This is a genomic window from Rhizobium metallidurans (assembly GCF_014196505.1).
GTDB classification, from domain to species: domain Bacteria; phylum Pseudomonadota; class Alphaproteobacteria; order Rhizobiales; family Rhizobiaceae; genus Rhizobium; species Rhizobium metallidurans.
On record NZ_JACIDW010000001.1, the window covers coordinates 55,974 to 79,790 of the forward strand.

The following is a 23,817-nucleotide window of genomic DNA, read 5'->3' on the forward strand; positions in this document are numbered from 1 at the left end:
GAAAGAGAAATGCGCGGCCGTGGCTTTCGCCGACCGCGCACCCTTCAAGTCAGTGCGACACTGCTTCGCCGCCGATCACGGGATCGCCGACATCGCCTCGGCCACGGCCGCCGGCGAGGCCTGCTGCGATGTGCCCGGCTCCTGACCGACGAGGCAGCGGATCAGTTCGCCCATGCTGACGCTGCCGATCTCCTGTCCATCGCCGGACACGACGGCGGCCATTGTCGCGTTCGCGGCCGATAGCTGCCGCAGGGCTTCCTCGACGGTCGTGCCGGCGGGAATGCGCAGGGCGGACTTGGCCGATGCTGTTGGCGGCGCCATGACGGCATCGACCTGGATGACCCTTGCGCGGTTCACTTCCTTGACGAAGGCGGTGATGTACTCGTCGGCGGGTCTCAGCACGATATCGGCCGAAGTGCCCTGCTGTATCACCTCGCCGTCCCTGAGGATGGCGATCCGGTCGCCAAGCCGCAATGCCTCGTCTAGGTCGTGGGTGATGAAGACCACGGTCTTCTTCAGCTCCTTCTGCAGGTCGAGCAGCACGGTCTGCATGTCGACGCGGATCAACGGATCAAGCGCCGAATAGGCCTCGTCCATGAGCAGGATCTCGGCATCGTTGGTCAGCGCGCGGGCAAGGCCGACGCGCTGCTGCATCCCACCCGACAGCTGATTGGGATAGTGATTGGAGAAGCCTTCGAGGCCGACGCGCTTGATCCAGTGCTGCGCGCGTTCCTCGCGCTCGTCCTTCCCGACGCCTTGAATTTCAAGGCCGTAGACAGTGTTCTGCAACACGTTTCGATGCGGCAGCAGGCCGAATTTCTGGAAGACCATGGCGGTCTTCTTCTGGCGGAACTGGCGCAGCTGCTCCTTGTCCATGCGACAGACATCGACGTCGCCATAGCGAACCTCGCCCGCGGTCGGATCGATCAGGCGGTTGATGTGGCGGATCAGCGTGGATTTGCCCGAGCCTGACAGACCCATGATGACCGTGATGCCGCCACCGGGGATGGTGATGTTGATGTCCTTCAGGCCGAGGACATGACCGTGTTCCCGGTTGAGCTCGGTCTTCGACATCCCGCGCATGACGGGTTCGACGAAATCGCGCGCGCGAGGGCCGAAGATCTTGTAAAGGCTGCGGATATTGATCGACTGGCTAGCCATGGACGACCTCCCGGTGCTTCTGCAGACGCAGACCGTAGGCCTGGCTGATGCGGTCGAAGATGATGGCGATGCCGACGATGGCGAGACCATTGAAGACGCCGAGCGTGAAATACTGGTTGGCGATGGCCTTCAAGACCGGCTGGCCGAGACCCTGCACGCCGATCATCGAGGCGATGACCACCATGGCGAGCGCCATCATGATCGTCTGGTTGATGCCGGCCATGATCGTCGGCAGCGCCAGAGGCAGCTGCACGTTGCGCAGCTTCTGCCAGCTGGACGACCCGAAGGCGTCGGCTGCCTCGAGCACATCGCGATCGACCATGCGGATGCCGAGATTGGTGAGCCTGATCATCGGCGGGAGCGCGTAGATGACGACGGCGATGACCCCGGGCACGCGGCCGATGCCGAGCAGCATGACGACGGGAATGAGATAGACGAAGCTCGGCATCGTCTGCATGACGTCGAGGATCGGGTTGATGATCTTCTGCAGCCGATCCGAGCGCGACATGGCGATGCCAATCGGAATGCCGATCGCGATCGAGAGCACGGTGCAGACGAAGATCATCGAGACCGTCTTCATCGTGTCGTCCCACATATCGAAATAGCCGATCAGCAGCAGCGTGACGATACAGCCGACGACGATCCGCCAGCTGCGCGTCGCAAGCCACGCGATCGCGCCGATGAGCGCGATCACCAGCGGCCATGGCATGCCCGTCATCAGGCGTTCAGCCCAGATCAGAAAGCTTTGCAGCGGGCTGAACAGGTTTTCGATGCCGCTGCCATAGCCGCGTGTGAAGGCGCGAAAGCCTTCGTCCACGCTCTTCTTCAAGGCGCGCAGCATGTCCTCGTCCATCGACGGAAATTTCCAGAGCCAATCCATGTCGGTTCCCCATGACAAAATCGGCGGCGGCTTTGATTATTGTTGGCCGTCTCGCCGGTGTGTAGGCGGGCGGCGTCCCACAATCGGGGCCGCCCGCTGTCGATGCGGCGCTTAGAGCGAAGCCTTGATCTTCGTTGCGACCTCTGGCGAAACCCAGGTGGTCCACAGCGCTTCATTGTTCTTCAGGAAATACTTCGCGCCTTCCTCGCCGCTGGCCTGGTTGTCCGACATCCAGGCGATCAGCTTGTTGACGGTATCGTTGGTCCAGGCGCGCTTGTTGAGGTAGCCGACGACATCGGGACCCGCGCGATCGGCGAAGGTCTTGGTGACCAGCGTCTCGACATTGTCGGCCGGCCATGCGTTTTCCTTCGGATCGGCGCAATCGGCGACCGAGGTGCAACGCTTCCACTCGGCGGCGTCATATTCCGCGCCATAGCCGAGCTTCACCATCTCGTACTTGCCGAGCAGTGCTGTCGGCGCCCAGTAGTAGCCGACCCATGGCTGCTTGGCTTCGTAGGCCTTGGCGATCGAGCCGTCGAGGCCCGCGGCCGAGCCGGTATCGACAAGCGTGAAGCCGGCCTTGTCGCCGCCGTATGCCTTGAAGAGTTGCGCGGTCACGACCGTGCCGCCCCAGCCCTGCGGACCGTTGAAGACGGCACCCTTGCTCTTGTCTTCAGGCGCAGGGAAGAGATCCGGACGCTTCATCAGGTCTGGGATCGTCTTGATGTCGGGATTGGCGTCGGCGAAATATTTCGGAATCCACCAGCCCTGGATGGCGCCGTCGGAGAGAATCTTCGCGGCCTTGATGAACTTTCCGTCGGTCAGACCGCGGTTGACGATCTCGGGCTGCAGGCTGACCCAGGCCTCCGGCGCGATATCGGGCTGGCCCTTTTCGGCCATGGAGGTGAGCGTCGGGACGGTATCGCCGACAACCAGTTCGGCCTTGCAGCCATAACCCGCCTCGAGGATCAGCTTGTCGATGTTCGCCGCCACTTCAGCGGACTGCCAGTTCATGTTGGCGATGGTGACATCACCACATTCGGCGGCGGATGCAGCACCGCCAAGACCAAGCAGGCCGGCGGCGAGGACGGTGGAAGCCAAAAGCATTTTCATTTTCTTTTTCCCTCTGGTCGCGGTGCAACGTGAACCCGGGCGCCGGCAGCACCGCGTCCGCCAGCCTCCCCATTGAGCCGTCATTGGCTCGGCATGCGCCATTCCGATTGCGTCAAAAAATGGCGCATTGGAGGTTTCTTTCAATGTTCTGATGGAACGGCAGTCGCAATAAGATCATCCTTGTCGCACCTGATCTCAAAGAAGTGATGCGAAACGGAAGGCTTCGTAGATCGCGGCATGGATATTGCGGCTCGCCACGGCATCACCGATTCGAACGAGATCGAAACGCCCTTGCGGATTGCGCTGTGGCAATGGCGCCCGTCTCGCGATCAAGGCGCCGTAGTCCACCGCGCCCAGATTGCGCGACAGCGGCTTCAGCTCGAAGTAGAGATCGGCATTTGCCATCGTGCCATGCTCGACGACGACCTGCGACACCCGGCGCTCCCACTCCGTCGCTTCGGCGTAGTCGGAGCCGAGGACGGCCACCAACTGGTTGCCATCGCGGCGCACCGATTTCAGCCGCGTGTTGATCGTCACCCTGACGTTCTTTTCGGCGAAGACCTTCGCATATGGCACATGGTTCATGCCGCCGATCTCGGGCGCGAAGAAGCGCTCCGGCGACACCAATTCGAGTTCCGCGCTGGTCGCGGCGATGACCTCGGCAGCCGACATGCCGGGATGGCCGCCATTGTCGTCGAACAGAAGCACGGTGTCGCCCGGCTTCGTCGAGCCGGCAAGGATATCCCATGACGAGGTGACCAGCCCGTCACCGTCACCGGCATCGAGCGCCGGCGACTGCGCGATGCCCCCGGTCGCCACCACGACCAGATCCGGCTCGAAGGCCAGGACGTCGTCGCCTCCGGCAAAGACGTTGTAGTGTATCGCGACCCCGAGACGCTCGAGTTCCTCCAGGCGCCAGTCGACAATACCGACCATCTCGCGCCGCCTTGGATTGCGGACCAGAAGATTGATCTGCCCACCGGCCTCGCCGCTCGCCTCCAGAAGGTCGATCTTGTGGCCACGCTCGGCCAGCACGCGCGCGGCCTCAAGCCCGGCCGGCCCTGCCCCCACGACCACCGCCCGCCGCGGCGACGCAGCGGCGGCGGTCTCGTGCGACAGTTCCGTTTCGCGGCCCGTGACCGCATTGTGAATACAGAGCGCCTCGCCGCCCTCGTAGATGCGATCGAGACAGTAGGTCGCGCCGACGCATGGACGGATGCGCGCCTCCTCGCCGGCCTCTATCTTTCTGACGATGTGCGGATCGGCGATATGAGGACGCGTCATGCCGACCATGTCGAGCTTGCCTTCGGAGATCGCGTGGCGCGCTGTCGCGACGTCGGAAATGCGGGCGGCATGGAACACCGGAAATTTGGTGGCCGCCCTGACCTCGCCGGCGAAATCCAGATGCGGCGCGGACGGCATGCCCTGGATGGGGATGACGTTGTTGAGCGCGGCGTCGGTGTCGATATGGCCACGAATGACATTGAGAAAGTCGATCGATCCGCCCGCCACCAGCCTTCTGGCGATCTCCACCCCTTCCTCGCGCGACAGCCCCTTGTCCCACTGTTCGTCGGCGACCAGACGGATGCCGACGATGAAATCGGGACCGACGGCCTTGCGCACGGCCTCCGTCACTATCGTCGAGAAACGCATCCGGTTCTCGAGCCCGCCACCGAATTCGTCCTCGCGCATGTTGGTGGCCGGCGACCAGAAGCCGTCCATCAGGTGGCCGTAGGCCTCGAACTCGATGCCATCGAGGCCCGCGGCCTGCATGCGCTGCGCGGCCGAAACATAGTCGTCGACGACCCGTTCGATATCCCAATCCTCGGCCTCCTTGGGGAATGCGCGGTGGGCGGGTTCGCGGATCGGACTTGGCGCCAGCACCGGCAGCCAGTCACCCTTGTTCCAGCCGGTGCGGCGGCCGAGATGAGTGAGCTGGATCATCACGGCCGTACCGTGCTCGTGACAGTCGTCGGACAACCGCTTCAGCCATGGCACGATTTCGTCGCGATAGGCGTGCAGGTTGCCGAAGGCTGGTGGAGAATCCGGCGAGACCACCGCCGAGCCGGCCGTCATGGTCAAAGCGATGCCACCCTTTGCCTTTTCGAGATGATAGAGCCGATAGCGGTCGGTCGGCATGCCATCTTCCGAATAGGCCGGCTCGTGCGCGGTCGACATCAGCCGGTTCTTCAGTACGAGATGTTTCAATTGGAATGGTTGAAGTAGGGGATCCTGCGAAGCCATCGATCTGCACCACCAATAAGAGAAGAGCTGATCTTCACTCAAAACGACGCCGTGTGCGATGAACAAAAACGCCATCAAACGCCCCCAATGCGTCGCGCCGCGATTTTTGCGCGACACGATGCTCGTCCAGCAGATGCTTTATGAGCGTCGCCTCATCTGACGTTGAGAGCGGAACCAAATCCGCCGGCCGGCGTTAAGGCCGCCGATGAGGTGATGCATGACTGATGAAAAGCCTTGGAAAAGACCGCTGACAATCGCGATCGGCTCGGTGAAATACGTCGTGAAAAGCGCACGCGACGCGGCTTGGCTGCTCGCCGACAAATGGCCGGTGCTGACAGGTGACGCGTTCGTCCGCGCGCTCAAGGCGTGCGCCGCCGTGATGGAGGGAAAACGTGGCGGCGGCCATGCGAGGCAGGCCCTGATCGCCGCGGCGCGGGATGCCAACCTTCAGATCGAAGGCTGATCATTCACTTGGGAAAAACTGGAAGCGCCGGCCGCGAACACGCCCGGCGCTTTTTCCTTGAGCGCCCGAACGATGGGCGGGTGCCATGCCGATGAAATCATGGTTGACTTGCCAGAGCAAACTGAACAGGTAGAGCCGATCCGGCCCCGGATCTCACGCACTTCGAATTCAGATGGGAGCCCATACATGGCCAAGGTGCTCGTGCTCTTCGCTCACCCCGGACAGCGCCATTCGCGCGTCAATATCCTGATGGCCAAGATCGCCGGCGGTATCGAAGGCGTCACCTTCGTCGACCTCTACGCCGACTATCCAAAGCTCGATATCGACATCGATGTGGAGCAGGACCGGCTTTTGAAGCACGATGTGATCATCTTCCAGTTTCCGATCTACTGGTACTCGACGCCATCCATTCTGAAGGAGTGGCAGGACCTGGTGCTGGAATACGGCTTCGCCTATGGTCACACGGGAGACAAGCTGGCGGGCAAGGTGTTCCTGCCCGTAATCACCGCCGGCGGCCCGGATCACGCCTACACCGAAGAAGGCCGCAATCACTTCCGTCTACGGGCTCTGCTTTCGCCGCTGGAGCAGACGGCAAATCTCTGCCGGATGCGCTTCATCGCGCCATACGCGCTGTTTTCCGCGCACGATGCGCGCGGCGACGGCCGGGCCGATCCGCATCTGGAGGGATACGGGCGGCTGCTCCAAGCCTTGCGCGACGAAACCTTCGACATCGACGCCGCCGCCCGAATGGAGTTGCTGAGCGCCGAAACGCTTCCGCTTCGTGAGAGCACGCCCCATGAATAGCTTCATTTTCCAGGCCTTCATCTATCTGCTGGCCGCCGTCGTCTCCGTGCTGATCGCCAAGAGGCTGGGGCTTGGTTCCGTGCTCGGCTATCTGATCGCCGGTATCGTCATCGGCCCGGCCCTGCATCTGGTCGGCAACGAAACGCAGGACCTGCAGCGTTTCGCCGAGTTCGGTGTCGTGATGATGCTGTTTCTCGTCGGCCTCGAGCTGCAGCCGCGCGCGTTGTGGGAAATGCGCTCCAAGCTGCTCGGGCTGGGCGGATTGCAGGTTGTCGTCACCGCACTCGTGGTCATGGGCGGCGCCATGCTTCTCGGCCAGGTCTGGAGCGTTGCGCTCACCATCGGCTTCATCTTCTCGCTGTCCTCGACCGCGATCGTGCTGCAGACGCTCGGCGAAAAGGGCCTGCTGCGCTCGTCGGGCGGACAGTGTAGCTTCTCCGTGCTGCTGTTCCAGGATATCGCCGTCATTCCCATGCTGGCCTTCATCCCGCTTCTGGCGCTACCGGAGCTCGCGCGGCGCCCGCTTGCCGGCAATGCCGAAGGCGGCGGTCATGGATCGCTCAGCCTGGTCGATGGGCTGCCCGGCTGGCAGGTAACGCTGGTGACGATCGTCGCCGTCGCCTTCGTCATCGCCGCCGGCCACTATCTGTCGCGGCCGATCTTCCGCCTCATTGCCCGCTCCAAGCTGCGCGAAATCTTCACCGCCGCGGCGCTGTTACTGATCGTCGGCATCGCGCTGCTGATGACCGTCGTTGGCCTGTCGCCGGCGCTCGGCACGTTCCTCGCCGGCGTCGTGCTCGCCAACAGCGAATTCCGCCACGAGCTCGAGAGCGATATCGAGCCGTTCAAGGGATTGCTGCTCGGCCTGTTCTTCATCACCGTCGGCGCCAGCATCGACTTTTCGCTGCTCTACGCGCAAATCTGGGCCGTGCTTGGGATCACGCTTGGTGTCATGCTCCTCAAGGCCATCGTTCTCTTCGCGCTGGCCTTCGTTTTCAAACTGCGCGGGCCCGATCGCTGGCTCTTCGCGCTTGGGCTGGCGCAGGCCGGCGAATTCGGTTTCGTGCTGATTTCGTTCACAGTGCAAAGCGCTGTCCTACCGCCCGATCTGGCAGCGATCCTTTTGCTCGTCGTCGCGGTTTCCATGCTATTCACGCCAGCCCTCTTCATCATCTTCGACAGGCTGATCGTGCCGCGCTTCGACCGGCGGCAGGAAGAAGAGGCCGACGAGATACCCGAGCCGGGTTCCGTCATCATCGCCGGCCTTGGCCGCTTCGGGCAGATCGTCAACCGCATGCTTCTCGCCAATGGCTACAAGACGATCGTGCTGGACCACCAGGCCGAGGTCATCGATGGCCTGCGCAAGTTCGGCGTCCGATCTTTCTTCGGCGACGCCAGCCGCCCTGACCTGTTGCATTCGGCCGGACTTCACGAGGCCAAGGTCCTGGTGGTGGCGATCGACGATCCGGAACGGGCGATCGAGATCGTCAAGCATGCGCGCCGCGAGAACCCGAACATCCGCATCATCGCTCGCGCCTTCGACCGCACCACCGTCTACCGGCTCTACGAGGCCGGCGCGCACGATATCGTTCGCGAGGTCTTCGACAGCTCCGTGCGCGCCGCCGGCTACGCGCTGCGGGGGCTCGGCATGCATCCCTACGACGTCGAGAAAAGCAAGGCGGTGTTCGTCCGGCAGGACGTCCGAGGCCTTCGCAAACTCGCGCCCCTGTGGCGGGAGGACGTCGAGGTGTACGACAATGAGGAATATGTAGCCAAGGCCAAGGAAATCGCCGACCTGCTGGAGCAGGCGATGATGGGAGACCGAAGCGCGCTCGGCGAGAAGGCCGAGCGCGGCTGGACGCCGCCCGATATCGCGGCTGAACAACTGGAGAAGAACATCGATTAATGATCAGCGGGCCGGCTTTGCGGACAGGCTCCTATCGTCGATCGATCAGCCTCCCTTTTTCTCCATCGCGTCCCATCGCCGCTGCTTGCGAGACTTTGGCTTTATGCTCTTCCAGGTCCGATCCAGGAAGCGGAGAAAACGGGTCACGTCCATCAGGCGATCGACGATCGAGCTCAGGTTGGAGAGGCGTTCGCCGATGATCTCGTTGGCGGTGAGCGCGATATCCGCGGGCGTGTATTCGGGAAAGTGCGCGGAAAGGTCAGCATAGGCGTTGGACGCCTCGCGCCCGATGATATCGATCTTCCCTTTGCGGAACATCAGACGCAAAAACACCTGTTCGAATGTCCAGTCGTGAACATCGAACACCTTGTAGCGCTCGCTCCGCTTCGACGAGAAGCCAGCCAGTGTGATCCTGACGCCAAGATCAAGCGTCGTCAGCCAGAAGCATAGCGCAAATCCAGTCGTCGGCACGCTGGCACGCGGGTAGAACGGCGTGAACACCTCCGTCAGATCGAGGTGCCTGACATGAACGTCGCCGAAGTCCGATGCCGGGCTGAGCTGTTCGTTCGGCCCCGCCTTCATGTTGACGACGCCGTGGAAGGTGCGCATGTCGAAATAGGGCAGTACCTTGTCGACCTTGCCGCTCTTGACGAGGTTGGCGCCCAGCGTTCCGCTTCTCGACAGCAGGATAGAATGGCGGGTGAACGGCTCCCTTAGAACCTTGAAGACCTTGTTGAAGAAGATGAAAAGCGTGGTCTCTGGAAAGCGCGCTTTCAGCTCCTCGATGTCCACTTCATCGCTGTTCGCAACCAGAACAACATCGCTATATCCCGCCAGCAGGGATTTCCACTCCTCGGCGGCGGCGGAGTTTCTGGTCTCGAAGTCGACGCCCTCATCTCTGCCGATCATTGATCTCTCCCTGTCATGTCGGGCAAGGCGCGCCTTTTGACGAGCCGCGCTGGCGAGCCGACATAGACGCCAAACGGTTCCGTCGCCCCCTTGATCACGCTATTCGCACCGATGACGCAGCCATCGGCGATGTTGCTGCCGGCAAGCACCTTTGCGCCCGCACCGATCCAGACGTCCTTGCCGATCACCACCCTGCCCTTTTTGATCGGCTGATCCCTGATGAGAATCGTGGGGTCTTCATAGCTGTGCTCGAAGGAGACGATGACGACGTGTGCCGCGATCCGGGTATTATCGCCAATCCTGACACCGCCATGTCCCAACAGGATTGAGTAATCGTTTACCGAAACATCGTTGCCGATCTCGATCATACCGCTCTGCGCATCAAGGACGACGCCGCATCGGGTGAAAAGCCGGTCGCCGATTTCTATCGTACCGTCCCGATAACGAAGCCTTGGCAGATACCGCATGTTCGGGCTCTTGCCGATCCGCAGCGCTCCGCCCGACAAAGCGGCGCGGAGGCGGACCAGAAAGCCGAGGTTCACGGGTCACACGGGCGCGAACTGCGGGTCGAGCGCCCGCGCCTTCTCAAGCCAGACGTCCGCGTATTCGACGTCCTGCCAGTTGTGGAACCATGGACCGCCGTTGGTGTAGTGAACACCCTTCGGAAAGCCCTGGGACGGCTTGGTGCTCCAGCCCTCGAGCCAGTTCCATTCTTCCGGAATTTCACCGATTTCGCTGTCCTTGGCCCACTGCAGGCGGTGAAGATAGGCGCCGGTCTGAGAATTGACGAGCTCGGGCGTCAGCTGGCGGGTGGAGGGATGTTCGCAATTGAACAGCATGAACGAGGACCAATTCTTGCGGGGATAATTGGTCTGCACCTTGCCATCCATCTTCACCCCCTCCTTGGGCGTGTAGTCGTGATGGACGCAGGACACGGCCTTGCTGTCGTCCTTGTAGCGCAGCAGTTCCGCGACATCGCCGAAGAACAGGAAATCGCAGTCACAAAACAGCGCCCACCCCTTATAATCGGCAAGCCACGGCGTAAAGAAACGGGAATAGGTGAATTCCGTGGAAGCAAGAGGATCGACTTCACGGGTATAAACACCCCGATCGACCAGTTCTTGCAATTTGATTGAGTGCACCTCGACGTCGATGGAGGCCTTGTCGAGCAAGGTGGCCTTCGCAACTTGGTAGGCAATATCTTCGCGGGAATCCCATCCGATAAAAACTGCTAGTTCCGCCATTCATTTCCTCCAAACGTCAGCGCGCAACAGTTCAAGATAAGTCATCTGGAATGCTGAATGTGAAAGTCAACATCCGCACGAGGTCTCGACGCGCGATAGGCGGTCGATGGGCGATGCTTCCCGCCACGATCCGTTCGAAGCGATCATAGGCTTGCGTTCGACCCACTTGCATTCGGGGATGTACGTATTACGCCTCGAATTCATCCATAAGGTGTGTCACATCGAAGTCACAACATCTGCAGGCATAGGTATGTTTTATTGCGTCGGTTGAAACAAACAGGGCACCGGTCGGTAGCAGGTTCGTATGACGTTCAGCGTAAGGCGAATTGATCAGGCAGAGGCGCTGGCCAGCGCGGACATTATCGTCAAGGCATACGCCGCTCCTCCCTGGGAGGAGCGCTGGGACATCGACAACGCCAGACGACGGCTGACCGAACTGTGCTCTTCGGCCGATAGCATATCCTTGGCCGCCTTCGACGGAGACCGGATCGTCGGCTTCGTGTTCGCGTCGCCCTATACCTCGGCCATCGGCACGGGCTTGTATGTCGCCGAGATCGCCGTGCTGCCATCGCATCAGAGAATGGGAATAGGGACCACGCTCCTCTTTCACATCGAGCGCGAAGCGATCCGCTTGCGCTACAAGCAGATATGGCTGGTGTCCCGCCAAGCCGGCGGCGTTGCGGATTATTATCGCGCCAATGGCTACGATCAGTCGAAAAACCTTTGCGTCTATGCAAAGATCATCGAGGAAAAGGCGGCTTCGCAGGTCGCCTAGACGCTCGAATCTATCCGTTGGTCAGTGGGTGTTGCGACGGTCGGTCGTGGTACCGAGATATGGCGTGATCATCTCGACATTCGGCGATTCCAGTATCTCGCGATTCACCGCCTGCACCGCAAGCTCAAGCCAATGCATCGCGCCGACCAGCTCCACATCCTCCGCCGCGCACCGCGCATAGCTGATCAGACGCGCGAGAGCCGCGAGTTCCTTCATCTCTTCATCCGATCTTGCATTACCGCGTCGATCGTCCCTGTCGCTTTTGGGCATAGCACTCATATGTCTTCTCCGCCAACTGCCTGCAACATAAGACAGCCCGGCGGTTGGCGCCCGTGAATAAAGCGTGAAACAACTTTAAGGTGCTGAAACGCATGACGTTTTCGAGCCTGCGAAAGCAGGACCGTCACGAAACGAACGCTTTCGATAGAGCCCGGCTACCGAACCGACGCGCCCTCTTGCCTTCGGGGTTTTCCAGCTGCGGTATGAAGACCTTCACGACGCTGAACGGAAGATCGGGATCTCCAAGCGGTAACGCCGCGACCGTAGTGATGCCCGCCCTGCGTAGCGCATCCAGCGTGAAAGCCAGACATTGCTGGAGTGATCGCTCGGTGCGAGCGACGATTGCCGGCGCTTTGACCGGCAAGGCGAGCAAGTTCTGGCGCAGCTGGTCGGGCAGCGTCGCCTGGAACATTTTGGGCGAGATGTCGTCCCGCGCGCCGCTGACAAAGGTCAATCGCGATTGCGCGGCTTCCGTCACGGCCCGGATGATCGCCCTTACCGGCGACGGATGCGCCCCGCTTCCGCCCGTGACTTCGGTAAAACGTACCTCTGCACCCGATAGAACCGTCCTTGGTCCCAACAGGGCGGTGAAGCACGGAACGGCGATGTCACTGCCGATGTCGAACAGCTTCAGCACAAGGCCAGAGGCACTGATCCTTTGAACCAGTCCGTTCAGGACCTCATCGCCGAACGCGGTCGGGTCGACACATGTCGCGTGCCGATGGCTGTCGCTGCCGATCTGCCACAGAACGAAGGCATCACGTTCGATGCGCTCCAGCATGCCATGGAGGATCGCTTCATCAAGGCTGTTTCCCGAAGCAAGTCCGTCCGATGACGCCCAGAACCGACCCTCATGCCGCCGGTCGAGAACAGCGGCCTCAAGCGGAAGATGAATGGGCGTATCGGATATCAGCTCCCGGGCTGTCGCCCACTCCACCGTATCGTCCAAGCCGATATCGGCCTTGCGCAGACCGATCAGCTCTTTCAGGGTCGTGAACCGATGCCCTTGCTCCTGAAGGTCTCTCGCCGTGGTCCGAAAGGAGGATACGGCCGGGCGGCTGGCAACAGCTCTTTCCAGCGCTTCCATGACCGCCGAAACCTTCGCATCCTCGTCCGACAGCCCTTTTCCCTGGGCGATCACGGCGGACCGCGCATTTGGCGCATAGGCGCACCAGACGGGTATTCCGACGTGGTCAAGGCCGGTATGGCGGGCGACGCGGGTAATGCCGAAACGCCCGAGCAACGGGGTCACGCGCGTGAGCGTTTCGGATGCGGGAATGATCCGATCCGAATAGCTTTGATGCTGAGGGAAATCCGTCAGAACCGTTCACCCATTGGTCGCGCGAGACGCGAAGGCTCTGCCGGCGATCGATCAAAACGCGTCATTGCTCTCGTCCAAATCACCTTATGTCTGGTCGGCGCCGTCACGGTCGGCAATGACGATACCGGAGGAGCCGAGGCTGCGCGTCAACGCCAGCAGCTTCTGGCGCACATTCGGGTCTTCTATCGCAATGAAGGCTTTACCGAGCGCCAGGCCTTCCTTCGACGCCATGAAGGCAGCGACAGCGTCCGTTTCCGGGCGCATGTTGTCGTCGCCCGCCGTTACGAGGCCGTCCTCGAAGAAATAGCCGACAGCTACGCCGAATATCTCGGCCATCCGCAAAAGCCGGCTGGCGCCGATGCGGTTGATGCCTTTTTCATATTTCTGAATCTGCTGAAAAGTTATGCCAAGGGCCTCCGCGAGGCTGGCCTGGCTCATGCCGAGCATCTTGCGGCGCAGCCTTACTCGCTCCCCGACATAGCCGTCGATCGCGTTCGTCGATTTCGCCTTCATGGCGTCCCTCGCCTGCAATATTAGGAATACAGGTGTATAATGAAGCCGTCGCAGGAAAATGCAACTAAAAGTAAAGAAGCGACGAAAATTCTTTTCGCTCCATCTCGAACGTTGCAGAAAAGAGGCCGCGGTCGCCCCATAGCAGCGCCGAGGCTCTTTTACCGTCTTAGGTTAGGGAATTCAAAAGAACCACTTTAAATGGTGTCACAGCGATTTCACGCAAATCGTTGGACTTACTCTCTATACTGGCATGCGAAGATCGGGGCATGCGTGTGGCCATGGTCGCGTCGGCGACCGTCAGCGCCGGAGCAATCTGGACACGGAACTTCGTTTCAGGCGCAGCACATTGGGGACAGATGCCATGCAGATACCTGCCATTGAAATTAGTCACGCCGACCGATTGCTGGCTTGCCGTCAGCAGATCGAGGAAGCGGTTCATCAGTTGATCTTCGGGGAAAAGCAAATGGATTTCTCCCCGGCCGAGATCGCGATGGCGATCGCCGATATCGCGGACGACTATATCCTTACGCTTTCCAAGCAGAACCGCGCCACCCATTAGCCGACGCGGCAAGGTCATCCGGTGGTGTCTTTCGCAGGGCGCGACGATCATGTCACGCCCACGCTTTTTTTGCGTCCACGGCCCGACTTTTGATCTGGACGACGCCGATGACGGCTTGTCGGCCTTACTATTTTCGTAAATATGGATTTCATCAAACAACCGTACCGTGCTCCGAGAAGACGCGGGACGGGTCATGTCGACGAAGAGAGCGGCCGTCGATAAAGACGCATGGAAACGCGCGCGAGCAGAAGTAAAAGTGTTGGATAATTCGTTCCGCGCGTCCAGCGCAACCATGAGCCCTGTTCTTCGAATGTTCGGCTGTTTTCTTTGGCTGCTGGCGGCGTCGGCGCTTCTCGTGGAAAGCGACACATACCGCTACGCCTCGGGCATATTGGCCATCATCGCGCTCGTCTATTATGTGAAGGAGCCTTCGCGCCCACGCACAAACTGGCTCGGCTGGCTCTGCATGGGGTGGGCGGCCTATGTTCTGGCGCGCTTCGCCTACATCTACATAACGACGGAAAATCACGACCTCGGAGCATCCGACTGGCTCTTTGCGTTCCCGTTGTTCTTCCCGATTTTGGGCATAGCGTTCGCGCTTTACGAAAACCAGATGGAAAAGATCATTGCCGCCTTTTTCGTCGTGGCCCTGATCATGCTCGCCGTCACCGTATCCCGAACCATCGGCACAATCACCACCGGCGTCGCGGTCAGCCCGCTGATCATGAACAACCAGATCCATGGCGCGGTCGCCTGCGGCCTGATCTTCGTGACGACGACGTTCTGGCTCCTGCATTACGTGACCACACCGAACGCCGATCCCCGTTTTGCACGCCTCGCGCAGGTGATCGCGCCGATTATCCTCGTTCTCTGTCTCATCGCCATCTATGGCGCGAAGTCCAAGGGCGTTTGGCTGGCGATGACGTTCACGCTGCCCGTCATCGCCGTGCTCGGCATGCACTACATCAGGATACGCGCCCGCAGCGGATTGATGATCGCCTGCGCCGCGATCCTGCTCGTCGGCGGCATATATGCCGTGCGTCAGAACCTAGACCAGACAGCCGGTCCGACTGTAAGAGCAACGGCTTCGATGATCGGCGGCATCTGGGGCAGTTCGAACCGGGCCGACGCGATCACGCAGGCCATTCAGTCGGGAGAGACACCGACCGCGATGGATGAACGGCTGCAGCTATGGTCCAACGGCTGGGAGCTGTTTTCATCGGCGCCGGTCTTCGGCTGGGGCAACCAATGGCTGGAGCGCTGGCAGCAGACCCGCTACGCCACCGTGGCCTATACGCTGCTTCACAATGGCTATCTGGAAATACTGGTCCGATTCGGCCTCTTCGGCGCCTTCGTCATGGCCCTTATCCTGGCGAGCTTCGTCGTATCCGTCGTCAAGGCCTATCGTCGGGGCCTCATTCCCCGCGCCGCGATGCACACCTATCTGGTTTGCATCTTCTTCTTCGCGCTGACGCTGCTCAGCAATTCCAACAACAGGCTGGCGATCGGCGAGAGCCTTGCTCTCGTGACATCGGCATTCGCTTGCTGGTGTAATCTCCGTTTGCGGTCGACAGCAAGGGAAGCATCGCCCTGGCCGGCGGCGGCATAAAGCCGCGAACAAACAACGGGGCTACTTCAGCGCGGCGTCGCCTTTTCCCTTGCCCATGACGGAGCCAAGGATCATCGCGATGTCGTTCCAGAGGCTGGCCGTCTTGACGTATTCGGCATCGGCGGTCGCAAGCTTTTCAGGCGTCGACATGTCGATGCCCGCGATCTGCGCCAGGCCGGTTATCCCGGGGCGAACGACAAACACACCCTTGGCCCTGCGGGCGGCGATCACATCGGGCTGTGTCGGCAGGCACGGGCGTGGTCCGACCAGGCTCATCTCGCCTTTCAGCACATTGACCAGCTGCGGAAGCTCGTCGAGCTTGTAGGCGCGCAGCGTCTTGCCGATCGGCGTGATCCAGGCTTCCGCGGCGTCATGCGAGCCGACATTCGGCGTGCCCGCCGCCATCGTCCGGAACTTCAGGCAGGTGAACGGCACTTCGTTTCGCCCCACTCGCAGCTGCCGAAAGAATGCGCCGCCGGGCGAAGAGCGCCGAACCATGATGGTGAGCACGAGCAGCACGGGCGACAGGACGACCAGCCCGCCCAAGGCGGCGCAAAAATCAAAGGCCCTCTTCATCCCCTGGGTCGGTGTCGATGTCATGTCAGTCCTTCGCGGGTTGTGTCGTGCCGAGCGTGCGCGACAGACCGTCGCTCATGTCGAATGGAGGCGTCCAGCCAAGGCGCCGGCTGGTGTCGGAGATGTCCACCTCGAGTGACCGCGTCAGACGATTGACCAGCTCCCGCTTTCCGGTGACGCGACCTCCAAGTTCCAGAAGCGCGGGCGGAAACGGCAGCAGCAGTGTCGATGATCCGACCGCTGAGGCAATCAGGCGTACCAGTGCCGGCGTCGACGGGCTCGTCCGGTCGGCAGCCATGAACGTCCCGCCGGCGGCGGCCGGATGCCTTGCGGCGGTGACGATGAGATCGGTCAGGTTTTCGAGATAAACCATCGATCGGCGATTATCGATCGAGGCGAAGGGCAAGGGCAGGCCGCGCTGAGCGAGTCGCACCAGGGCCTGGAAGCTTCCGCGCATCCCGGGGCCGTAGACCAGCGGAGACCTGATGATGGCAATCTCCATTTTGGTGCTGTCGGCCAGCGCCCGCAGCCCCTGCTCGGCTTCCAGCTTCGTCCGGCCGTAGTCGGTTTCCGGGGCGGGTACGTCCGCGGCGGTGAAGGGCTTGCCCCTCGCCGTCGCCTCGCCGTTCACCTTGATGGAACTGATGAACACCAGCCGCCTGACGCCGGCCATCGCGGCCTGACGTGCCAGATTGATCGTTCCCTCGACGTTCACCGACCGGTATTGCGCCAGAACAGCCGGCGAGCCCTCGACGACATTCTGGTTGACCGCCGCCAGATGAACGATGGTGTCGATGCCGGCGAGCGCGGCCGACCAATCCGTGCGACCGTCTATCTCGCCGACCGCGAAGAGGTCGTCTCCACCCTGCCTGCTCGCCGCCCGAAACGGCATGCCACGCTGGCGCAGCGTTCGTATGAGCCCCCGCCCGACGAAGCCAGACGCGCCGGTTACAAGCAACATGGTGGACTCCATGAGAAAGCGCCGTTTCGCGAAGCGGACATGGTCATTGCGATACTTCCTGCCGGAGAGCGACAAGATCCACGACACCTTCCATCGGGCTGTATCCCGGCACAAGATCGCTCAACGCCGCCTTCAGGCGCCTTGCGTCGCCATCGCGTGCAAGCTCCGCGAGTTCGTCGAGCTTGGCCGACAGTTGCGGCCAGCCAAGGAATTGTTCGCGGGCGCGGCGGATCTTCGGGTGGTCGGTCACTTCAGGATTGTCGTTGATCAGGAGCTCTTCGTAGAGCTTTTCTCCCGGCCGCAGACCGGTTGTCACGATGCTGATGTCGCCGCCCGGGTTCTGCTCGTCCTGCACCGTGAGACCCGATAGCTCGACCATGCGGCGCGCGAGGTCGATGATCTTCACCGGCTCGCCCATGTCGAGCAGGTACACATCGCCGCCGGTCGCCATCGCGCCCGCCTGGATAACCAGCTGTGCTGCTTCCGGCACCGTCATGAAGAAGCGCGTTATCTCCTCGTGTGTCAGCGTGATCGGACCGCCCCGGCCGATCTGCTGGCGAAAGAGCGGCACGACGGACCCCGACGACCCCAGAACGTTGCCGAAGCGGACCATGGAAAAGGTCGTGTTCCTGCGCTCCTCGGCGAGCGCCTGCAGGATCATCTCGGCCAGTCGCTTCGTGGCGCCCATGACATTGGTCGGGCGAACGGCCTTGTCGGTGCTGACGAGGATCATGCGCTCGACACCCGCCGCAAGGGCAGCCCTGGATACCGTCAGCGTCCCGAACACATTCGTCTTGACGCCTTCGGCCGGGTTCTGCTCGACCAGCGGCACATGCTTGTAGGCGGCGGCGTGATAGACGGTCGCGGGTTTCCAGGTCTGCAGGATCGTGCCGATGCGATGTTCGTCGCAGACATCCGCCAGCAGCGGCACGATCGGAAACGGCGGCTCCGCGTCTTCGCCAGCGAGCTCGCCCTGCAGCGCGTAGATGCCGAATTCGTTCTGATCGAGCAGCAGGAGCGCCTTCGGGCTCAGCTTGGCGATCTCGCGGCACAGCTGGCTTCCGATGGAGCCGGCAGCGCCCGTGACCAACACGATCCTGTCGCGCACGTTCTGCTCCAGCAACCCCTTGTTCGGCAAGACAGCGGTGCGGCCCAACAGGTCCTCGACGTCGAGATCCTGAAGGTCGGTCAGCTGTGCCTGGCCGGTTGCGATCGCGCTGATATCGGGAACCGTGCGCACGGCGACCCTTGCGGAGCGCAACCGTTCGATAATCTCGTTGCGCCGGCCGCGATCGATCTGCGGCAGAGCGAGCAGAACGGTCTTGACCTCGAGATCGGCGCAAACCCTCTCTATGTTAAGAGGGCTGTAGATCTTGACGCCGTTGAGCGACATGCCCTTCAGGCCACGATCGTCATCGAGGAAGCCGACGACCTTGAACTCGGCCGAGTGCCCAAGGGCGCTGACCAGTTGCCGGCCTTGTGACCCCGCGCCATAGACCAGGGTGCGGATCGGCGCGGCCTCGCTCAGAATTTCGCTATAGGCATCGTAGAGGAAGTAGCGCGCCACGAATCGCGACAGGCCAACGGCGAGCAGCAACAGCATCGGCTGCAATATGCCGACCGTTCGCGGTATGCTCGGAACGCTGATGACGGTGAAGATCACCATGTAGACCGCGCCGTAGATCAGCACGCACTTGATGACCGTCGAAAAGGCTGCCCAGCCCATGAAGCGGAAGATCGCGCGATAAAGCCCGAAGGTGATGAACAGCGGCAGGGCGATGACCAGCGATACCGGAATCGTCCAGAATTGAGCACCCGTCAGCAGGTACCAGTCGTTGAAGCGAAAGCAGAAGGCGAGCCACACGGTGATGATGCACAGGCAGGCGTCGAACAGCAACGCGATGACCCGCTTGGCCGGTCGCGGCAAGGCAAGAACTTGCTGAACGTAGCTTTCAAACATAAGGCAGGCTCGATCGTGACGGATTTAGCGATAGCAGCCGACATGCAATGCCATGGCAGGAAAGAGATTGAGAAACGTGGCTCATGAAACTGCGTACCGCACCCGACGAAAGAGTTCCACCGTGCGCCAGACATGCGTCGGAATTTTGCGAAGCCCACGCAGCTTGATCGATCGATAGCGTGCGCGATCAGCGATCTGACTTTCTTTCGAGCGCACCGACAAAGCGATCAGATTGTCTTTCACGGTGTAGACCCGCACGCCCGTGGCCCAGCCGCGCTCAAGCGCCACGTCGAACGGACAGGTGATGATCTTGAGCGCATCGACAAGCTTGCGCGCGCCGTCGCGGGTAACGAGGTAGCATGCCGCCGATCCCTGCGGACCGAACAGACATTTGCCGATCTCATCACCGTCGGCGGATGTCGCGGCCGCGCGAAAGAGTACAGTGCGGTGGTTCAACAGCTTGATGACCTCGGCGAATGGCGCAGCCTCATGGGCGCTGTAGGCGCGAGACACAAGATCCGCGCTCAGACTGACATCGTCTTCCATGATGACCGCGCATTCCGCCTCGCTTGCCAGAAAGGCATTCAGCGCTTTGACGTGGGCGAGATAGCAACCATACTCCTGGGGCAACATCGGACGACTGCTGCCGCGCACGAATGCCGCATGGTCATAATGCGGCCAGGGCTCGCGGCTCGCCGGGTCGATTTCAACGCCGGAAATGCGGCGCACGTCCAGGCCAAAGCCCTCTGCCTGGCTTTGAATATGCTGCCAACGCTCGATGGACCGGTCGAGGTTGATCACGTAGGAGACGATCTTTTCCGCCGTCAAACGCTGAGCGGCAAAGGCATCGGCACCGCTCCCGGCTTGCTGGGGTTCACGCACAATCGTCTCCTCAGGCATTCCGTCGAACCGCCAAAGATTGCTAAAGGTTTCCGCCGCCGGACAAATGTCGAACGCAGCCAACGACGACAGGCATTAATATGTATGCGGTGGCCATGCAAGGATCTACCCAGGCGCGCACGGCGTTTTACCGCGAATCCGCGTGGGTCGAAACGCGATGCCGACGACAATTACGTGCGCCTTACCCCACTCTTCAGCACATCGCGGATCGAAAAGCTTGAGTGTATCCGCGCCACGCCGGGCAAGGTCGACAGGATATCCTTATGTATTCGTTCGAAATCGCGGGCGCTTTCGACTTCGACCTTGAGGATGTAATCCGAACCGCCGGTCATCAGAAAGCACTCCTGAATTTCAGGGTACTTGCGGATCGCGGCTTCGAACCGGTTCAGGTGCTCTTCCGTTTGCCGATCGAGCGTGATGTTGACGATCACCGCCAGCGCATCGTCGTCATCCGCCCTACCGATCAACGCGGTGTAGCCCCTGATGTGGCCTGATTTTTCAAGCCGCGCGATGCGGCGAAGGCAGGCCGATGGCGAAAGACCGACTTCGGTGGCAAGGGCGGTATTGGCGATCCGCGCATTCAACCTGAGATGCCGGACGATGTTGCGATCGATCGCGTCCAGAAGCATGCGCAATATTCCTTCTCTTGACGCGTCATTATTGTCTCATATTCACATCAACCGCAATGCTTGCGCGATGATCGGTGGGAAATTGTTCGATTCTTTCGGTATCTTCGCGAAGACGCTTCCACGGGGAGGCGGGCGCGCAAAGGGCGATCGCGGGTGCTTCCAACGCCTGTCGACATGGCACGATAATTCATAGCAGGGGCAATCATGAAAGTGACCATTCTCGGCGCCGGCGTCATCGGCGTTACCAGCGCCTATTATCTGGCGAAAGCCGGGCATCAGGTCACCGTCATCGATCGCCAGTCCGGCCCGGCGCTCGAAACGAGTTTCGCCAATGCCGGCGAGGTATCGTTCGGATATTGCTCTCCCTGGGCCGCGCCGGGTATCCCGCGGAAGGCGTTGAAGTGGCTGTTCATGGAACATGCGCCCCTGGTTCTCCGGCCGAAGGTCGACTACGCCATGCTGTCATGGATGGTCAGGATGCTCTTAAACTGCACATCCGAGCGCTATGCGATCAACAAATCACGCATGCTACGGCTTGCCGATTACAGCCGCGTATCGCTCGCCGAGCTGCGCGCCGAGACCAGTATCGCCTATGACGAACGCATGCAGGGCACGCTGCAGCTGTTCCGCACGCAGGCGCAGCTCGACGCATCGGCCAAGGATGTCAAGGCGCTGGCCGCCGACGGCATTCCGTATGACGTGCTGGACCGCGAGGGCTGCATTCGCATGGAGCCGGCGTTGCGCCATGTCAGCGACAAGATCGTCGGCGGCCTGCTGACACCCAAGGACGAAACGGGCGATTGCTTCAAGTTCACCAACGCGCTGGCCGCCAAGTGCGCATCGATGGGCGTTGCGTTTGATTATGGGCGCCAGATCAAGGGGCTCGTGGTCGAGGCAGGACAAGCCAAGGGTGTCGTGACCGATACCGGCACCGTTCTTCTATCCGATGCCGTCGTGGTGGCACTCGGCAGCTATTCTCCACTGCTCCTGAAGCCGTTCGGGATCAAGCTTCCCGTCTATCCGGTGAAAGGCTATTCGCTGACCATTCCGATCACGGACGCGTCGCGCGCACCAGAGTCCACGGTCATGGACGAGACCTACAAGATCGCCATCACGCGTCTCGGCGACCGTATCCGCGTCGGCGGCATGGCGGAAATTTCCGGCTACACCAACGATCTCGGCCCGGCGCGCCGGAAAACGCTCGAGCATTCCGTCAGCGATCTTTTCCCCGGCGGCGATCTGAAGGCTGCCAACTACTGGTCGGGACTGCGGCCGATGACGCCGGATGGCACGCCTGTTATCGGCGCGACCAATATCCGCAATCTTTTCCTCAACACCGGCCACGGGACGCTCGGCTGGACGATGAGCACAGGCTCGGCGCGGGTGCTGACGGATGTCGTCGGCGGCCGGAAGGCGGATATCGACGTCAGCGATCTGTCGCTCTCCCGATACGGCCGATAGCCGACGCAACCACCCCAAAGGCGCTGGATTCGAAACACCGTCACGGTCCAGCGCCAGCGATGGAGCCGCGTGGCAACGATCGGTCCAAGGCGGGCGCATGTCCGGCAACATCGTTGCCCGGCGCCCAAGAACATCGCAACAATTTGCCATCGCTTTCAACGCCGAGCGCGCATAGACTTTGCTTCATCTTGATTGCCTGAAGTGCCGTGGGAGGTTGCGGCGCGGTGCAATCGGCGAGATGCCGCATGGGAGGAGAACCGTGCCGATCGACGACATCATGCTCTTTCCGTTTTCGGAGGGGCAATTGCGTTGTGGCCTGCGGTGTAGCCCGATGCCGGCTTCGAGGAGGAGGTCGCAATGACGATGCAGGATCCGATTGTGATCACAGGCGCTGCCCGCACGCCGATCGGCGGATTTCAGGGCGTGTTCAGCGCGGCGACCGCCCCACAGCTCGGGGCGTCGGCGATCGCGGCGGCGCTTTCGCAAGCCAACGTACCGGCCGAGAGCATCGACGAGGTCATCATGGGCTGCGTGCTCGCCGCCGGCCAGGGGCAGGCGCCGGCACGGCAGGCCGCGATTGGCGCCGGCCTTCCCTTCTCCACCGCCGCAAGCACCGTCAACAAGATGTGCGGTTCCGGCATGAAGGCCGCCATGATCGGCCATGATCTGCTGGCCGCCGGCAGCGCCTCGGTGGTGGTCGCGGGCGGCATGGAAAGCATGACGAACGCGCCCTATCTACTTGATCGTGCCCGTGGCGGCTATCGGCTCGGCCATGGGCGCGTGGTCGATCATATGTTCCTCGATGGGCTCGAGGATGCCTATGACAAGGGGCGGTTGATGGGGACATTCGCGGAAGACTGTGCCGAGGCCTATCAATTCACGCGCGAGGCGCAGGACGCCTATGCCATCGCCTCCCTCACCCGGGCACAGAAGGCGATAGAGGTCGGTTATTTCGATCGCGAGATCGTGCCGGTATCGGTCATATCAGGCAAAACCGAAGCGACGATCCGCGAGGACGAGCAGCCCGGCAAGGCCAGCATCGACAAGATCCCCCGCCTGAAACCGGCCTTCCGCGAGGGCGGCACGGTGACGGCCGCCAATGCGAGTTCGATTTCCGACGGAGCAGCCGCACTCGTGTTGATGCGCCGGTCACGGGCCGACCAAAACGATGTGGAAGCGCGTGCGACGATCGTCGGGCACGCTACACACTCGCAGGCACCCAGCGAATTCGCCACTGCGCCGATCGGTGCCTTGAGAAAGCTCTCCGAGCGCACGGGATGGCCGCTGTCGAGCGTCGATCTCTTCGAAATCAACGAAGCCTTCGCCGTCGTGCCGATGGCCGCGATGCGTGATCTCGACATCCCCCACGACAAGGTCAACGTCCACGGCGGCGCATGCGCGCTCGGGCATCCGATCGGCGCCTCCGGCGCCCGTGTCATCGTCACGCTGCTGGCGGCGCTGGAGCGATACGGGCTGAAGCGCGGGATGGCGGCGCTCTGTATCGGTGGCGGCGAGGCGACAGCCATCGCCATCGAGCGTCCGTGAGCGCA

Annotated in this window: 23 protein-coding genes; 7 read left to right on the forward strand and 16 right to left on the reverse strand. The window is 61.5% G+C overall.

Annotation, left to right across the window (positions count from 1 at the left end; genetic code table 11):
• Nucleotides 1-75: 75 nt before the first annotated feature.
• The 4 genes from GGQ67_RS00255 to GGQ67_RS00270 all read right to left on the reverse strand — a co-directional run bounded on the left by GGQ67_RS00255 (nucleotide 76) and on the right by GGQ67_RS00270 (nucleotide 5,398).
• The gene (locus tag GGQ67_RS00255; RefSeq protein ID WP_183898185.1) at nucleotides 76-1,161 is read right to left on the reverse strand and encodes a quaternary amine ABC transporter ATP-binding protein; all 1,086 of its coding nucleotides are present in this window, start codon (nucleotides 1,159-1,161) and stop codon (nucleotides 76-78) included.
• Nucleotides 1,154-2,041 (reverse strand): ABC transporter permease, encoded by an 888-nt coding sequence (locus GGQ67_RS00260; protein WP_183898186.1) that lies wholly within the window; start codon nucleotides 2,039-2,041, stop codon nucleotides 1,154-1,156. Before GGQ67_RS00260 ends, GGQ67_RS00255 begins: the two co-directional genes overlap by 8 nt.
• Before the next feature lie 111 nt (nucleotides 2,042-2,152).
• Nucleotides 2,153-3,154: an ABC transporter substrate-binding protein gene (locus tag GGQ67_RS00265; protein ID WP_183898187.1), complete on the reverse strand. Its 1,002-nt coding sequence runs from the start codon at nucleotides 3,152-3,154 to the stop codon at nucleotides 2,153-2,155.
• Between the two features lie 195 nt (nucleotides 3,155-3,349).
• On the reverse strand, nucleotides 3,350-5,398 hold the full coding sequence (locus GGQ67_RS00270; protein WP_183898188.1) for an NADH:flavin oxidoreductase: 2,049 nt from the start codon (nucleotides 5,396-5,398) through the stop codon (nucleotides 3,350-3,352).
• A gap of 217 nt (nucleotides 5,399-5,615) precedes the next feature.
• Here GGQ67_RS00270 and GGQ67_RS00275 point away from each other — a divergent pair, with 217 nt between their 5' ends.
• The 3 genes from GGQ67_RS00275 to GGQ67_RS00285 all read left to right on the forward strand — a co-directional run bounded on the left by GGQ67_RS00275 (nucleotide 5,616) and on the right by GGQ67_RS00285 (nucleotide 8,571).
• A complete protein-coding gene (locus GGQ67_RS00275) occupies nucleotides 5,616-5,861 on the forward strand; it encodes a DUF982 domain-containing protein (protein WP_183898189.1) in 246 nt (81 codons plus the stop codon).
• Between the two features lie 186 nt (nucleotides 5,862-6,047).
• Entirely contained in the window at nucleotides 6,048-6,665 is a 618-nt protein-coding gene (locus tag GGQ67_RS00280) for an NAD(P)H-dependent oxidoreductase (protein ID WP_183898190.1), read from the forward strand.
• A complete protein-coding gene (locus GGQ67_RS00285; protein ID WP_183898191.1) occupies nucleotides 6,658-8,571 on the forward strand; it encodes a monovalent cation:proton antiporter-2 (CPA2) family protein in 1,914 nt (637 codons plus the stop codon). Before GGQ67_RS00280 ends, GGQ67_RS00285 begins: the two co-directional genes overlap by 8 nt.
• 45 nt (nucleotides 8,572-8,616) lie before the next feature.
• On the opposite strand, the gene GGQ67_RS00290 is transcribed toward GGQ67_RS00285, so the two are convergent.
• The 3 genes from GGQ67_RS00290 to GGQ67_RS00300 are packed head-to-tail and all read right to left on the reverse strand — an operon-like array spanning nucleotide 8,617 to nucleotide 10,724.
• The gene (locus tag GGQ67_RS00290; RefSeq protein WP_246400051.1) at nucleotides 8,617-9,480 is read right to left on the reverse strand and encodes a 3-deoxy-manno-octulosonate cytidylyltransferase; all 864 of its coding nucleotides are present in this window, start codon (nucleotides 9,478-9,480) and stop codon (nucleotides 8,617-8,619) included.
• The gene (locus GGQ67_RS00295; RefSeq protein WP_343056434.1) at nucleotides 9,477-10,022 is read right to left on the reverse strand and encodes an acyltransferase; all 546 of its coding nucleotides are present in this window, start codon (nucleotides 10,020-10,022) and stop codon (nucleotides 9,477-9,479) included. Before GGQ67_RS00295 ends, GGQ67_RS00290 begins: the two co-directional genes overlap by 4 nt.
• Nucleotides 10,023-10,025: 3 nt before the next feature.
• A complete protein-coding gene (locus GGQ67_RS00300; protein WP_183898192.1) occupies nucleotides 10,026-10,724 on the reverse strand; it encodes a glycosyltransferase in 699 nt (232 codons plus the stop codon).
• 304 nt (nucleotides 10,725-11,028) lie between these two features.
• On the opposite strand from GGQ67_RS00300, the gene GGQ67_RS00305 reads away from it, so the two are divergent.
• Nucleotides 11,029-11,499, forward strand: a complete 471-nt coding sequence (locus GGQ67_RS00305) for a GNAT family N-acetyltransferase (protein WP_183898193.1) — start codon at nucleotides 11,029-11,031, stop codon at nucleotides 11,497-11,499.
• 21 nt (nucleotides 11,500-11,520) lie between these two features.
• Here GGQ67_RS00305 and GGQ67_RS00310 read toward each other — a convergent pair whose 3' ends face one another.
• From GGQ67_RS00310 to GGQ67_RS00325, 4 genes are all read right to left on the reverse strand, one after another.
• Nucleotides 11,521-11,715, reverse strand: a complete 195-nt coding sequence (locus GGQ67_RS00310) for a hypothetical protein (RefSeq protein WP_246400052.1) — start codon at nucleotides 11,713-11,715, stop codon at nucleotides 11,521-11,523.
• 187 nt (nucleotides 11,716-11,902) lie between these two features.
• Nucleotides 11,903-13,057, reverse strand: coding sequence for a YcaO-like family protein (locus GGQ67_RS00315; RefSeq protein ID WP_183898838.1), 1,155 nt, complete (start codon nucleotides 13,055-13,057; stop codon nucleotides 11,903-11,905).
• 126 nt (nucleotides 13,058-13,183) lie between these two features.
• Nucleotides 13,184-13,612, reverse strand: a complete 429-nt coding sequence (locus tag GGQ67_RS00320; RefSeq protein WP_183898195.1) for a helix-turn-helix domain-containing protein — start codon at nucleotides 13,610-13,612, stop codon at nucleotides 13,184-13,186.
• Between the two features lie 166 nt (nucleotides 13,613-13,778).
• Nucleotides 13,779-14,465, reverse strand: coding sequence for a hypothetical protein (locus tag GGQ67_RS00325; protein ID WP_183898196.1), 687 nt, complete (start codon nucleotides 14,463-14,465; stop codon nucleotides 13,779-13,781).
• Between the two features lie 61 nt (nucleotides 14,466-14,526).
• Here GGQ67_RS00325 and GGQ67_RS00330 point away from each other — a divergent pair, with 61 nt between their 5' ends.
• Nucleotides 14,527-15,780, forward strand: coding sequence for an O-antigen ligase family protein (locus tag GGQ67_RS00330; protein WP_343056435.1), 1,254 nt, complete (start codon nucleotides 14,527-14,529; stop codon nucleotides 15,778-15,780).
• Between the two features lie 21 nt (nucleotides 15,781-15,801).
• On the opposite strand, the gene GGQ67_RS00335 is transcribed toward GGQ67_RS00330, so the two are convergent.
• From GGQ67_RS00335 to GGQ67_RS00355, 5 genes are all read right to left on the reverse strand, one after another.
• Complete coding sequence (locus tag GGQ67_RS00335; protein ID WP_183898198.1) at nucleotides 15,802-16,380, reverse strand: sugar transferase; 579 nt, start codon at nucleotides 16,378-16,380, stop codon at nucleotides 15,802-15,804.
• Nucleotide 16,381: 1 nt separating this feature from the next.
• Nucleotides 16,382-17,317, reverse strand: a complete 936-nt coding sequence (locus GGQ67_RS00340) for an NAD-dependent epimerase/dehydratase family protein (RefSeq protein ID WP_183898199.1) — start codon at nucleotides 17,315-17,317, stop codon at nucleotides 16,382-16,384.
• A gap of 43 nt (nucleotides 17,318-17,360) precedes the next feature.
• Entirely contained in the window at nucleotides 17,361-19,277 is a 1,917-nt protein-coding gene (locus tag GGQ67_RS00345; protein WP_183898200.1) for a polysaccharide biosynthesis protein, read from the reverse strand.
• Between the two features lie 81 nt (nucleotides 19,278-19,358).
• Nucleotides 19,359-20,159 carry a glycosyltransferase family 25 protein gene (locus GGQ67_RS00350; protein ID WP_183898201.1) on the reverse strand — a complete coding sequence of 267 codons (801 nt, stop codon included), beginning with the start codon at nucleotides 20,157-20,159 and terminating at the stop codon, nucleotides 19,359-19,361.
• Nucleotides 20,160-20,347: 188 nt separating this feature from the next.
• Entirely contained in the window at nucleotides 20,348-20,806 is a 459-nt protein-coding gene (locus GGQ67_RS00355; protein WP_183898202.1) for an Lrp/AsnC family transcriptional regulator, read from the reverse strand.
• Between the two features lie 204 nt (nucleotides 20,807-21,010).
• On the opposite strand from GGQ67_RS00355, the gene GGQ67_RS00360 reads away from it, so the two are divergent.
• Together GGQ67_RS00360 and GGQ67_RS00365 are read left to right on the forward strand one after the other, a co-directional pair.
• Nucleotides 21,011-22,267, forward strand: a complete 1,257-nt coding sequence (locus GGQ67_RS00360) for a D-amino acid dehydrogenase (protein WP_183898203.1) — start codon at nucleotides 21,011-21,013, stop codon at nucleotides 22,265-22,267.
• Between the two features lie 357 nt (nucleotides 22,268-22,624).
• The gene (locus GGQ67_RS00365) at nucleotides 22,625-23,812 is read left to right on the forward strand and encodes an acetyl-CoA C-acyltransferase (protein ID WP_183898204.1); all 1,188 of its coding nucleotides are present in this window, start codon (nucleotides 22,625-22,627) and stop codon (nucleotides 23,810-23,812) included.
• The last annotated feature ends 5 nt before the right edge of the window (nucleotides 23,813-23,817 follow it).